Origin of the sequence: Acinetobacter sp. RIT698 (assembly GCF_009668065.1) — a bacterium.
Taxonomy (GTDB): domain Bacteria; phylum Pseudomonadota; class Gammaproteobacteria; order Pseudomonadales; family Moraxellaceae; genus Acinetobacter; species Acinetobacter guillouiae.
Window position 1 is genome coordinate 17014 of sequence record NZ_WJYH01000003.1, and the last position, 13736, is coordinate 30749.

15 protein-coding genes are annotated in these 13736 nt (G+C 35.6%); 7 read left to right on the forward strand and 8 right to left on the reverse strand.

Translation table 11 applies throughout. The features are described from left to right. Positions 1 to 165: 165 nt before the first annotated feature. The 4 genes from GJV03_RS01835 (at position 166) to GJV03_RS01850 (ending at position 3858) form a co-directional block, all read left to right on the forward strand. A complete protein-coding gene (locus tag GJV03_RS01835; RefSeq protein WP_154129343.1) occupies positions 166 to 1164 on the forward strand; it encodes an AraC family transcriptional regulator in 999 nt (332 codons plus the stop codon). 114 nt (positions 1165 to 1278) lie between these two features. Next, on the forward strand, positions 1279 to 1902 hold the full coding sequence (locus tag GJV03_RS01840) for a hypothetical protein (RefSeq protein ID WP_154129344.1): 624 nt from the start codon (positions 1279 to 1281) through the stop codon (positions 1900 to 1902). A gap of 33 nt (positions 1903 to 1935) precedes the next feature. Further along, positions 1936 to 2970: a DUF6670 family protein gene (locus GJV03_RS01845; RefSeq protein ID WP_154129345.1), complete on the forward strand. Its 1035-nt coding sequence runs from the start codon at positions 1936 to 1938 to the stop codon at positions 2968 to 2970. A gap of 204 nt (positions 2971 to 3174) precedes the next feature. Next, positions 3175 to 3858, forward strand: coding sequence for a DUF1566 domain-containing protein (locus GJV03_RS01850; protein WP_004719474.1), 684 nt, complete (start codon positions 3175 to 3177; stop codon positions 3856 to 3858). Positions 3859 to 4090: 232 nt separating this feature from the next. On the opposite strand, the gene GJV03_RS01855 is transcribed toward GJV03_RS01850, so the two are convergent. Further along, on the reverse strand, positions 4091 to 4669 hold the full coding sequence (locus GJV03_RS01855) for a YceI family protein (RefSeq protein ID WP_004719471.1): 579 nt from the start codon (positions 4667 to 4669) through the stop codon (positions 4091 to 4093). Between the two features lie 303 nt (positions 4670 to 4972). On the opposite strand from GJV03_RS01855, the gene GJV03_RS01860 reads away from it, so the two are divergent. After that, a complete protein-coding gene (locus GJV03_RS01860) occupies positions 4973 to 5389 on the forward strand; it encodes an OsmC family protein (protein WP_154129346.1) in 417 nt (138 codons plus the stop codon). Positions 5390 to 5428: 39 nt separating this feature from the next. Here GJV03_RS01860 and GJV03_RS01865 read toward each other — a convergent pair whose 3' ends face one another. The 5 genes from GJV03_RS01865 to tkt form a co-directional block, all read right to left on the reverse strand. Then, positions 5429 to 6202 carry a hypothetical protein gene (locus tag GJV03_RS01865; RefSeq protein WP_154129347.1) on the reverse strand — a complete coding sequence of 258 codons (774 nt, stop codon included), beginning with the start codon at positions 6200 to 6202 and terminating at the stop codon, positions 5429 to 5431. Positions 6203 to 6331: 129 nt separating this feature from the next. After that, positions 6332 to 6547, reverse strand: a complete 216-nt coding sequence (locus GJV03_RS01870) for a hypothetical protein (RefSeq protein WP_004719469.1) — start codon at positions 6545 to 6547, stop codon at positions 6332 to 6334. A gap of 427 nt (positions 6548 to 6974) precedes the next feature. Further along, a complete protein-coding gene (locus tag GJV03_RS01875) occupies positions 6975 to 7433 on the reverse strand; it encodes a transcriptional regulator (protein WP_105713709.1) in 459 nt (152 codons plus the stop codon). A 3-nt stretch (positions 7434 to 7436) separates the two neighbouring features. Continuing rightward, positions 7437 to 7658, reverse strand: a complete 222-nt coding sequence (locus GJV03_RS01880; protein ID WP_004822338.1) for a hypothetical protein — start codon at positions 7656 to 7658, stop codon at positions 7437 to 7439. Between the two features lie 510 nt (positions 7659 to 8168). Next, entirely contained in the window at positions 8169 to 10157 is a 1989-nt protein-coding gene (gene tkt, locus GJV03_RS01885; protein ID WP_154129348.1) for a transketolase, read from the reverse strand. Positions 10158 to 10725: 568 nt separating this feature from the next. Between tkt and metK the strand changes: the two genes are divergently transcribed. Next, positions 10726 to 11892: a methionine adenosyltransferase gene (metK, locus tag GJV03_RS01890; protein WP_004719464.1), complete on the forward strand. Its 1167-nt coding sequence runs from the start codon at positions 10726 to 10728 to the stop codon at positions 11890 to 11892. Positions 11893 to 12130: 238 nt separating this feature from the next. Here metK and GJV03_RS01895 read toward each other — a convergent pair whose 3' ends face one another. After that, positions 12131 to 12382: a hypothetical protein gene (locus GJV03_RS01895; protein ID WP_004719463.1), complete on the reverse strand. Its 252-nt coding sequence runs from the start codon at positions 12380 to 12382 to the stop codon at positions 12131 to 12133. A gap of 296 nt (positions 12383 to 12678) precedes the next feature. Between GJV03_RS01895 and GJV03_RS01900 the strand changes: the two genes are divergently transcribed. Then, on the forward strand, positions 12679 to 12867 hold the full coding sequence (locus GJV03_RS01900) for a hypothetical protein (protein ID WP_056512843.1): 189 nt from the start codon (positions 12679 to 12681) through the stop codon (positions 12865 to 12867). On the opposite strand, the gene GJV03_RS01905 is transcribed toward GJV03_RS01900, so the two are convergent. Next, positions 12864 to 13493 (reverse strand): LysE family transporter, encoded by a 630-nt coding sequence (locus GJV03_RS01905; protein WP_056512737.1) that lies wholly within the window; start codon positions 13491 to 13493, stop codon positions 12864 to 12866. The two genes, GJV03_RS01900 and GJV03_RS01905, sit on opposite strands and share 4 nt — an antisense overlap. Positions 13494 to 13736: the final 243 nt, after the last annotated feature.

Consider the following 13736-nt stretch of genomic DNA (forward strand, 5'->3'; position numbering starts at 1 on the left):
AATTAGATTGTAGAACAATAATTAAAATTAGCACGCAATGACATTGAACAGTCAAATGGCTTTCTCTAAGATGATAAAACAAGCTTAAATTTTGATGACTTTTATACGTTTGTAGCCTGATCTACGAATATAAATTGTATCTGTTGAAATCGGTATTTTTGATTTATGGATCAAAGCAAATCTAGTGATTCTGGTGTTTTCCTCTGGTTAACATATCACACGCTTAATAAAATGAATTTGGACGCAAATCGGATATTTTCACAAATAAGATTATCTGAACAACCACCTGACAGAACCATTCGGCGAGATAATTCGACCCAACAACGCTTTTGGGAAATAGCTGAAGAAATCAGTGCTGATCAGGATATCGGACTTCATGTAGGTGAACATTTCCCCATTTTTAGAGGCGAAATATTAGAATACATTTTTATGAGTAGCCCTACATTTGGGGACGGCTTACAAAGAGCGTTGCGTTATCAGAAAATTTTTACCGATGCTTTTGTGGCTCATTTACACATTGAAAATCAAAATGCAATGATCACGAATCTTCAGCACCCAGTTCGTCATTATCTAGAATGTGCCATAAGCGTTATGCTTAATTTTTTAAACTATATCAGTAACAATCATTTTTATCCCAAAGAAATATGGTTGCCTTACCAAGAAGGCGCAAGTTTAGATGAATATCAACGTATCTGGAAATGCCCGACTCGTTTAGGTATGCAGTACGGCTGTATAATTTTTGATGCGGAAATATTGAGTTTAGCTTCAGCATCGGCTGAACCAATGCTATTAAAAATACATGAGCATGTAGCTAAACAGCAGGTGAAAGTTGTCGATAAATATTATTTGATTAATGATATAGAAAACTTACTCAGCTCTGGTTTATTAGAATCAGGGCAATTAGATTTAAAACTAATTGCCCAACATTTAGGGCTACAGCCCCGAAAACTTCGTGCAGATCTTAAAGAAGTTAATACGACTTTTGAAAAAGTTTTGGCAACTTATCGTGAAAAAATGGCAAAAAAGCTGTTGATGAATCCCAATATAAGCATAGATCAAGTTGTATATTTACTTGGTTTTTCTGAGCCTTCCGCCTTTTCACGTGCCTTTAAACGTTGGACAAATGAAACGCCATCCCATTATCGCCAGCGCAAGCAAAAATAAGTTTTTAGCTATAACTTGATTCTAATGACATTTAACGAGTTAGCTTTTCGGTCAAAAAAAATGAGCTGTTCTTTTCTACACTGATGCTTATTTCTTAATTGAAAAGGATCAGAGATGTTAGGTTTTCCAATTGGCCTTTTAGTTGCGAATGGATTTGAATGGTATGCACATAAGGTATGGTTGCATGAGTTTCCAAGTAAACACCGTAATAGCCCTTTCTTCACACATATAGCACATCATAAACGTGCCAGAATAGATGTGTTTCATGATGAAGGATATCGTGAATCTATGTTTAAAAATGCAGAAATTTATAATGAAAAAACCGCATTGTTAGGTTTAGCCGCGGTTTCAACTGTATTTTTACCCATTGCACCATTTTTTACTGCCAGCTTATATTATGGGATTTGGAATTATTGGCGAGTACATGCAAAATCTCATCTAGACCCTGAATATGCACGTAAACGAATCCCTTGGCACTATGATCATCATATGGCAAGTAATCAAAATGCCAATTGGTGTGTTACACGTCCGTGGTTTGATTATATTATGGGAACACGTGTTTTTACTGAGCTTTCGATTAAAGAAAGCAATCCCTTAGGAATAAAACTACCTAAAAATTTTGAAATAATCCTAAACAAGACATCACAGAAAATATTTGCAAAATCATATCTTAAAATTACCTCTAAGAGTGCATTGGATATAAAAAGTGCTCGTCAAGGCATCTCATTAGAACTGTAAATTTTAACAAATAAAGTATTAAGGATCATTTAGATGAAACGATTATTACCCAAACACATTGCTGCGCCAAAGTTTTTACATCATTTTATCGATCGTTCAGAGACAATCAACGGAAGACCTTTTGATGTGAATACGCCAACGCATACACCAAAAGGAAAGTATTCTTGCGTTCATTATGGGGTTATGATTCCGAATCTTGAAGCACCATTTAATTTTTTGAATCTATTAATTGTGGTTGGCCAACCTCGTGTAAAAATTTTTCGGAATCAACATTTGATCAAAACTACTGCGCTTGATACTGCAAATGTATTAATCGGTACTGCAGTAGGTACAAAAGAATACTTTAATGGCTATAGTGTAGAAAATGACTGTGTATTGGAAAGTAATGGTTCATCTTTAAGCTTTGGTCGTGACGTGTTACTCGAAGGCGCATATCCAAATTTTCATGCGCATCGTGAAGGTCATGATTTCAATTTTGATTTAAAGATTCGTGCGACTGATAAAATTGCCCATTTTGCGCAAATGTCATTGGGTTTATATGATCACTGGGCATTATTATGTACATATGAAGGATTTCTTGAATATCAAGGTAAAAAAAACAAGGTTCAGGGTCTTTGTACTTATGAATATGCTCGTGCAGTAGATGTAAACTTATATATCAATTATTTTACTTATCATATTTTAAATATCGATGAGAAAACTCAAGTCCTACTTGTAGAAGTTCTTGGTCCATTAAATCTGGTATTGCAACGCCGAGTATATATTCGTTCTACAGATGATCATGGCAGTATTCATTCAAATGGATTTAATTTTAATGTCCATGCATTTGAAGCTCAGCGCGTTATAACCCCGAATGGTTTATCAATGCGTTTACCTCGTACCTTCTCATGGTGCGTGAATGATGATAATGGAAATCCGTTAATACATATTGATGGTCTAACAAATGCTGATTTTCAATATGGCATGGCTGGAGGCTATGCGGGGAGCTACCAATATAAAGGTACATTCAAGGGTCGTACAGTTGATGGTACCGGTTATATTGAATATTTAGATATCCGGACTGATTAGATCGATTCAACTTTTAACTAGGTGATAAAAAGCCTAGTTAAAATAGATATAGACATCATCCACTTTACCATTGCTCGATATTCATCAATGTAGTTTTGAAATATATCAAGGCAACGATAATACGGTATTCAGGTTTTTCTACATTTACTTTGGAGGGAAGTAAAAGTAAATTAAAGAGAACTATTCCTTAATTACTAAGACAAAATGAATATCTTTAATCAATTTAAACTTTGTATTGAGCAGCGTAAAAGCTTAATTCCAGCATCCTTGCTACTGATATTTTCAACAAGCGCTATGAGTGTTTACGCAGAAACGGATGAGCAATTAAGCAAATCTGGGCAATGGCGTGACCCTGCAACAGGTCTAATATGGATGCGTTGTTCAATTGGGCAATCATGGACAGGCTCAACTTGTAAGGGTGATCCTTTGGAATTTAAAAACTGGGAAGATGCACAAGATTATCTTGATCAAATGAATAAAAATGGTGGATTTGAAGGTAAAAATAACTGGCGTGTTCCCAAAATAAAAGAATTAATAACAATTCGTAAATGTAGTACTGGCTGGAGGAAAATAGGACAAATACAATTACCAGAACAAGAGCGGAGACAATATGGACAAGATCATGAACTTGAAATGAAAAAATTACCTTATGGGCAAAAAGCTCCGACTAACTGTGCTGATGATTCAACTAGCCCTACATTAGATACTCATATTTTTCCGAATACCCCATCTAATGGTAAATATTGGTCAAGTTCATTATCCCCATGGAAACCTATAGGCTACAAATATAAGGCATGGAAAGTCAACTTTAAGACTGGTTTTTTTGCACCGACCATTAACTACACAGACGACGGTAGTTTTTCTAGAGCAGTTCGAAATAGTCGCTAGTCTCCCAGCAGTATTGTCTAGCATTTTATATAGGCAGTATCATGATAATGTTAGAAAAAATTTAAAAATATGAAAGAATTGCAACGACTGAAAAATAGCTGATTTTGCCTATAGAGCAAATCATAGTGAGTAATGATTATTTAAATATCTTAAATTGGATAAGGAATAGACGATAAAAAAGGCCTATAAAGCAAGTTAAACTAACTTTATAGGCCTTTGATCTATTTCAATATTACTTCGCTACAGAAGCTTCTGTTGTAATATTTACAGTGATTTTATCACCTACATTCGGGACATATGCTCCAACACCAAATGCTGAACGATTAAATGATGTCGTTGCATTGAAACCAATTGACTGTGCTTTAGTCATTGGATGCTCACCTTGTTTGTTTAAAACAGCATCTAAAACAACAGGTTTCGTCACATCTTTCACAGTTAAGTTACCTGTGATTTTGTATTTGTTTTTACCTAAAGCTTGAACTTTCGTACTTTTAAAAGTGATGTTTGGATACTTTGCAGCATCAAAGAAATCTGCATTTTTTAAATGTTCATCTAATGCTGCAACATTGGTATTTAAACTAGACAATGGAATAGTTACATTGACAGATGAGTCTGCTGGTTTTGCATTATCAACAGAGATCGTACCTTGGATGTCACTGAAGTTTGCTGAAGGTGTTGAAAAACCGAAATGATTCCAAGTAAATACTGTTGCGGTATGTGTTGGATCAATTTTGTAATCTACAGGCTTTGCCATGCTGAAAGTTGCAACTGATGCTACGGCTAAACCCAATGTTAATGCTTTAAAGTTCATCTTTATATTCTCGCTATCGAATGGATATTAGTTTATACACTTCCCGTATAAATTCATTGTTATTGATAATACGATATGTTGCATATATGCAACGATTCTATAATGACCATTTTTAAAACTTGACCAAAACCTTAAAAATAAATATAAAGCATTGTTTTATAATTATTTAATTTTTTAGAATCTAATTAAGCAAAGCATAGACCATAGGCTAAATTCAAAGCTAAAATTTATAAAGCAATAAATTACACTAGACCATTTTAGGGAAATTTTATATTTATAGTACTGATCTTTTTTATCTGACGAATGTTTTATGGCAAATATTGCTCAAGCAAAAGTACACAAACAGCTTATCGTGTAACACTCACCAATCCGCAAGGACATACATGGTATGCCGATGAACCTAGCGATAAAGGTGGTCAAGATACCGCACCGAACCCGATTCAAATTTTATTATCTGCATTAGGTGCTTGTACTGTGGTCACCCTAGAAATGTATGCAAATCATAAAGGGCTTAAAATTGAACATGTACAATTAGATTTAGTTTTAAATCCTGAGGGTGATCCTGAAGCAGGTCAAAATAATATTTCAAGGAAAATTGTTCTTAAAGGTGATTTCACCGAGGAGCAACATAAGCGACTGCTAAAAGTTGCAGAAAGCTGCCCTGTTCATAAATTATTGACTTCAAATATTCAAATTCAGACAGAGTTGGGTATTGAATAAGAATTCCCCGTTTTATAACAAGAGGATCAGGTATGCTTCTTAATAAATACCCTGCTCAATGCCCTCTATCCATATTCTGACCCAGTTAGCATTTCCTTGATCAAAAGTATAACCTTGATGTTTAAAAGCATTATAACAATCTATGAAATGCTGACGAATAGTCTGGTCATTGTTCCAGTGCAATAAGATTTTTCTAACACGTTCAGAAGTAAGACTTAATTCATCTGCTTGTTCATATTCATCATAACCGCTATTCACTTTTTGCATTGCATAGTCAATTAGGCTATATGCTGAGGGATGATTTAAACAGAGATTTGACAATTTTTCTGTATCAAACAAATAAGACTGAAACATATCCAAAAAATTTTCTATATATTTAAATTCAGCATTCTCTTCTTGATATAAATGATAATGAATATAAGTTTCTGCAAATTGCTGTAAAAAGATTAATTCCCCAATAGTCCAGTCCCTTAAGCTATAAGCACTTATGCGCTGAAAGAAATAATTTTCTGATAAAAAATTATTGGTTCCTTGCACTAAAAAATCTAAAAACAATGGTAAAAAATATTTGAACTCGCATAGCGGTGTTTGATTTGAATATGCTGCATTTACATAATTGTTGAAAATACCAATCTCAATTCGTTGCAATGGTGTATTTTTCAAATAAATATGATCTTCCTCAAAAGAACAACCACCACACATACAGGCATCTAAAGCTTCCGTTTTATCAAGACTATATACAGAAAAAATTTTATAACCTTGTGCAATCAATTCTTTTAGTTTTATGGAATATTGTTCTTGTTCAGTATTCATTTGCTGATCTTTTATATTTTCAAGAATAGATTCTATAATTATAATTTTTTTCAGCTGTTAATTTAAATGAAGATTAATTCTTAAAATTACAAACGATAAAAATCAAAGCCCCTTTCGGGGCTTTTAAACTTATAACTTTTCAACCAAGACACGATCGACCTGTTTTAAACCAGATTGTTTTTCATGGTTTTTACGGCGGATCTTAATCAACTTATCTTCTTGAAAATCCTGTAACAGCAACTCAACTGCAACCATAGATTCAAGCGGCAAATCTTGCCCAATCCACTTTTGCTCACCTGCGTCCATCAAGGTAATTTCATCACTAATTTGTTCATAAAGGCTCATATTTTCCTCACTTCTAGGATATGTATCACTATGTTTCATGAATACCCAATGAATGGCACAACTATATACCTATTGCAAAAAACTGCCACTAAAATTTACTTAATTTACAAACAAATTTCATAAAATAAAAATGTGCTAAATAGGGAGTTTTTATACTTTATAATTCAGAAACTTATATTTAAATGTAGCACTTAATATCCCTACCTGCTTCTAGAGTTGAGCGAAGTTTTGTACCCTAATATATTCTGCTAAAATAAAACTGATTGCCAAGACTTACACTATTTTTAAATCTATAAACACTTTAGCTCCTTATTATTGGAGATATTTTTATACGATAAAAAAGCAAAAAACCCACTAAAAAGTGAACTTAATATCTAGTGGATTACCATAACGTTGTCCACTCTAAAAGAATATGCCTATGCCTTGATCAAGATGAAAAAGCTTTTACTTGGGCAACATCATATTGATCTTTAGCAAGCTTGCCTTGTTTAAAAAGCCAAGTTGCTACTTCTGGCCATGACCACAAAGGAGATTTAGTAGATACGCCATATATTGGTGTAGGAAACAAACCATCACCTCGTTTATTTAATGCATATAGTGATAGAGCTTGGCGACTTAATCCTGCACGCTCAGCCATTTCAGATAATGAGGCAACCCCATTCTCTTCCAAAACTAATTGGTTAAACCCTGCCGATTGAATGTTTTCAAATGCAGAATTAATCGCCTCAGCAGCACTGCTCGCTTCGCGATCAAATTCCAAATAAACAGTACTATTTGAACTACAGATCAAAGCATCATCACAACCAGCTTCAAATAATTTATCTTCTAAATTCTCTATATTTGGACGTGCATCACGAATCACAATTGTAAAGTGATAAGTATTCATTGTTCACTCTCCATTGCATTGATTAACATTACGAATAATTTGCTTTGCATGATTCTCTGGATTTCTAGGCGTACTCCATACACTCATTTGATGCTCCGTATGCCCTGCTATACAACGCAGTCTACAAAATGCATGTGATGATTTACCTGATTCCACAACATCCCACCCATTTTCAATTGCATATTCGATTGCTTCACGAATATGCTTATTAGGATGCTTATCCATGGTTACACCTATTCTAAATAAATTATACGACCATATGTTGACACATGTCAACAAGACTAAAATGAATGACACACTGTTTCTAATTTTTGATTAATATCATTTATAAAAACATTCCTTTTTTTTAATTCATCACTCAATTGAAGAGTTAGTTTATCAAGCTCAAACTGACTTATCACGCTTTCCCTAAGATCACTTTCACTAAGGAGCTATATATCTTTTACTATTCGTGATGATCATCATAATTTAGTTTCAGCACACCACGTAAAAAAACCAGTAAGCAAAATAAACACCGCCTAACAGTTATCGATGATGGTGTTTTTAATCAATGCTCTTTCCATTCATCTAAAAAATGCTGATCTATTTTAGATGGCTTAAGGTAAACCTTCATATTTCTTAGAAGAAAAATAACTTTAAACACATGGTTTCTATTTTTTATTTTTAAAAAGTGAATGCAGAGCAATAAAAAAACGCCCCTAGCGGAGCGTTTCCATATTTAAAACGATGCAAGAATTAAGCAGTTAATTCTTTTACAGCGCCAACAACAGCTTCAGTAGTAATACCAAAGAATTGGAATAAATCTTTGGCTGGTGCAGACTCACCATAAGTCGACATACCAATAACTTTGCCGTCTAAACCTACAAATTTCCACCAGTAATCTACATGTCCAGCTTCAACTGCAACACGTGCACGGATATTTGATGGTAATACCGCTTCACGATATGCAGCATCTTGCTTCACAAATTCTTCCGCACATGGCATAGACACTACACGTACACCATCAAGTTGTGCATATGCTTCCATTGCCAATGAAACTTCTGAACCAGTCGCGATGATGATCGCTTTTAATTCGCCTTTTTCTTCAGCCAATACATAACCACCTTTCACAACATTCTCAATCTGAGCTTGAGTACGTGTTTGGAATGGTAAGTTTTGACGAGAGAAAATTAACGCTGTAGGACCTTCGTTACGTGTTAAAGCAGATTTCCAAGAAATAGACGCTTCAACTGTGTCACATGGACGCCATGTATTTAAATTTGGTGTACCGCGTAAAGAAGCAATTTGCTCAACAGGTTGATGCGTTGGACCATCTTCACCTAGACCAATTGAGTCATGAGTATAAACATGGATCACACGTTGTTTCATCAATGCAGACATACGAACTGCATTACGAGCATATTCCATAAACATAAGGAAGGTTGCTACATAAGGAATGAAACCACCATGCAATGCTACACCATTGGCAATTGCAGTCATACCAAACTCACGCACACCATAATGTACGTAGTTACCCGCAGGATCAGACTCAACCCCTTTCGCACCTTTCCAAAGTGTAAGGTTTGAACCAGCCAAGTCAGCAGAACCACCTAAAATTTCAGGTAGTAAAGGTGCAAATGCTTGAATCGCATTTTGGCTTGCTTTACGTGTTGCAATGGTTTCACCTTTGGCATTCACTTCAGCAATATAAGCATCCGCTTGTGCCAAAAATTCTGCAGGCAAGTCACCATTCACACGGCGTTTTAACTCAGCCGCTTCTGTTGGGTATTTTGCAGCATAGGTTGCAAAAATGTCATTCCAAGCAGCTTCAGAAGCTGAACCTTTTGCTTTTGCATCCCAAGCTGTATAAACATCAGCAGGAATAACAAACGGCTCTTCTTTCCAACCCAATGCTTCACGAGTTAATGTAATTTCATCATTACCTAGTGGCGCACCGTGGCAATCTTCTTTACCTTGTTTGTTTGGCGAACCTAAACCAATAATCGTTTTACAGATAATCAACGTTGGTTTCGAGCTTTCTGCACGCGCAGCAACTGTTGCAGCACGAATTGCATCTGCATCATGACCATCTGCACGAAGTACTTGCCAACCATAAGCTTTAAAGCGTTCTTCTGTATCGTCAGAGAACCAGCCTTCTACTTCACCATCAATAGAAATACCGTTGTCATCATAATAAACAACGAGTTTTCCAAGACCTAATGTTCCAGCAAGTGAACATGCTTCATGGGAAATACCTTCCATTAAGCAACCATCACCCAAGAAACAGTAAGTGAAATGATCTACAACTTGAATATCTTCTTTATTGAATTGTGCCGCTAAAGTTTTCTCAGCAAGTGCAAAACCTACAGCATTGGCAACACCTTGACCAAGTGGACCTGTTGTCGTTTCAATCCCTGGTGCATAACCTAATTCTGGGTGACCAGGAGTTTTAGAATGTAATTGGCGGAATTGTTTAATATCTTCAATAGAAAGATCATAACCAGTTAAATGAAGCAAAGCATATTGCAACATTGAACCATGACCATTTGACAATACAAAACGGTCGCGGTTTGCCCATTGTGGGTTGGTTGGATTATGGTTTAAAAATTCACGCCATACGACATCAGCGATATCTGCCATCCCCATTGGAGCACCTGGATGTCCAGAATTAGCTTTTTGCACAGCATCCATAGCCAATACACGAATTGCGTTAGCTATACGACGTTCATTCAGCGGGGTTGTCATAAATCAGAGTCCAATAAATTAAAATATAGGAAGATGAATAGAAAATTCAAAAACTGGGATGTATTGTCTTAAAAAAAGCGATCAGGGTAAAGACTTAAGTCTATATTTATCCGCTTAGGTTGCAAATTAATTAAAAAATATACCGAATAGTCTTAAATCAACGTTAAAAACGGTCTTTTTTCTTATTCATATCGAACATCTCAACATCAGCAAAACAAATTTGATTATGTTTAAGCGATGCATTTACATTCGGATATTCTTTCACCACCCGATTCAGTCTAAATATTGAAAATTTCATGCTGATCAATATTCAATAGAACAAGATCTTGCTAAAGCGTTTCACACGATAAAAAGTCATGATAACTTGAATGCAAATCGCCCTGCTTTTGCAAATTTTCCAAGAAACAGGACTCAATCGTAATCTTTTATCAATTTTTCTAATGAGCATATCAATTAAAAACACATGAAAATGAATTTAATTCATGCATTTTAGTCAGGTAATGCTAGTCCTCAGGCTGAAGTCGATGTAACATATTGCGTCTTTATAAATTACTGTGATAGGACTTTCATGCGCGAGTATGCTGTTTTTACTTCGGAATCTGTGAGCGAAGGCCATCCAGATAAAATGGCTGACCAAATCAGTGACGCTATCTTGGATGCAATCTTAAAAGAAGACCCATACGCTAGGGTTGCATGCGAAACATTAGTAAAAACTGGTGCAGTCGTTCTTGCAGGTGAAATTACAACGACTGCAAATGTCGATTTTGAAACTATTGTCCGCAATACCGTAAATGGAATTGGCTATCACCATACCGATTTAGGTTTTGATGGTTCAACTTGTGCTGTGATTAACATGGTGGGTAAACAATCACCTGAAATTGCACAAGGTGTAGACCGTCAAAAACCAGAAGACCAAGGTGCAGGTGACCAAGGTTTAATGTTTGGTTATGCAAGCCGTGAAACTGATGTGTTGATGCCAGCACCGATTTCATATGCGCATCGCTTAATGGAAAAACAAGCTGAATTACGTCGTAACGGCGCACTACCGTGGTTACGCCCAGATGCAAAAAGCCAAGTAACATTTGCCTACGAAAATGGCAAACCTGTTCGCCTAGATGCAGTTGTTCTTTCAACTCAGCACGATCCTGAAATTTCACAAGCTAATCTTAAAGAAGCTGTGATTGAAGAAATCGTGAAAAAGATTATCCCTGCTGAAATGTTCCATGCAGGTACTAAATTTCACATCAACCCAACTGGGTTATTTGTGATTGGTGGTCCAGTGGGTGACTGTGGTTTAACTGGTCGTAAAATCATTGTAGATACTTACGGTGGTATGGCGCGCCATGGTGGCGGTGCTTTCTCGGGTAAAGACCCATCAAAAGTTGACCGTTCTGCTGCTTATGCAGGCCGTTATGTTGCAAAAAATATTGTTGCGGCAGGTTTGGCGGATAAATGTGAAATTCAAGTGTCTTATGCAATTGGTGTTGCTGAGCCAACTTCGATTTCGATCAATACATTTAATACAGGCAAAGTATCTGATGAATTGATTATCCAATTGGTTCGTGAGCATTTTGACTTACGTCCATACGGTATCACCCGTATGCTTGACCTAATTCAACCGATGTATAAGCAAACTGCTGCTTATGGTCATTTTGGTCGTGAAGGTTCAGATACTGCATTTACTTGGGAAAAAACAGATAAAGTTGAAGCGCTTAAAGCTTCTGCAAATTTGTAATTCTAGCCTAAGATCTAAATCTAAAAAAGCTCGCAAATGCGAGCTTTTTTATTGAATTAATGTTATCGGGATGAATACCTCAAAATTTTTCCTCCTCTACTCCATTTAATATCTATATCTTAATAGCTTTAAAACACATCTAATGGTTTGTTTATTTTAAGCATTAGCATGATGTAATTTTATTGTTCTTCAAAGCCCAATCAAATCTTTACACAATTCAACCAATCATTTACAGCACTTATTGACCACCTGATTTAGCATCTGGCTGTAACACACTCAATAAAGAAACTTGCGCTGGCGTTTCTGTATTGTGATTTTGCAAATAAATATGTCCCACTTTAAACGTTACTGCTGCAATCAAACAAGCAGCCAGACAAAACGTCCATAATCCATATGGGCTTTTAATATGTTGAGAGCCACATTTTGGACAAACTTTTTGTGTTGAACTGACCGCTTCATCACAACAAGCACAATGATATTGTAGAATCATATTCAGATCTCCTTTTATGGCGCTATTATTGTTTTTAATTATTACACTACAATTATATCCATATATGTAATGCAAAAAATCTGTTTCTTTTTTTAGTGTACATGATTCGTATCTTTTGACAAGATAAATTTGTTTCAATATATTCTCATATAAATTCAATAACTTAACTTTATATACTAAAAATAATTGATTATAAATCAACACCTATCAAATTGTGGATCATTCATTCAATATTCTGTATTACATTGATTCAAGCTATAATCTGTGAAGTGAAAGATATTGTTTTGGAGATTATTTTGGTACAGCTGATTAAAAAAGGCGGATTAAGAGAACGTGCAAATCGCAGTCGTAAATACACGCAATCTGAAAATAATATTAAAACCTTAGATCCACATCGTTATACCACTCAAGATCAAAACCACAGTCGCAATGATCAACAGTCACAAGAACAGCCTTTAATTCCTCAACAACATCCTGACCACTAAAACATCTTCAAGACATCGACCCAAAGGAAAATGGCAAATAATAAGAAAAAGCTTCCTGAAACAATATCGATATAACTTCCTGATTTTTGATAAATCCGCTTAATTTTAGGAATTGACATGATCATCATCAACAGGCTGAAAACTAAAAATGTTTGAATGGGAATAATCACTGCCAATTGCGGCTTTAAATTTGCACCTGCTGTTGAACTCAATGCCAATGAAAAAACACTACTAAAATAAATCACAATCTTAGGGTTGGCTAAATTGGTATAAAGCCCCAATAGAAAATAGTTTTTAGGGGGCTGCTCGATCACGCCATCTAAATTGGTATTTTGTTTAAGTGTTGCAATGCCGCCTCTCAACATTGCATAGCCCATTTTGGCAAGGAACAAGCCTCCGATCAGCATCAAGACTTGTTGAATCCATGGCCATTGTTCCAATAAAACCGTAAAACCAAGCAAAGTTAAAGCAACCCATACCACCACACCGGCAGAGATGCCTAGAATGATTTTTAAAGTATTGGCACGTGTTGTCGATGCTGAGCTTTTAGCGACAAGTAATACATCTGGACCAGGACTCAACTGTGCAACAAAATGTAGTGCACAAATGGTCAATAACATCGACATAATAAAATCTTAGAAATTGTGACTCAGTGATTATATCGTTTGATCAAAAATATATTTAAGAAATTATGCTTGCTTTAGGGTTTGTTGACATTTCATAAATGGCTTGCGTTGTAGGCTAAAATTGAGCAGGCAAGGCAGGAAACGAAGAGAATAGTGAGACTATTTTCGAGTTTCATAACGAAGGCTGAGATAATTTTAGCCACAACCCTGAGCAAGAACAAAGCACTGCTTTGTTTGCAGCGC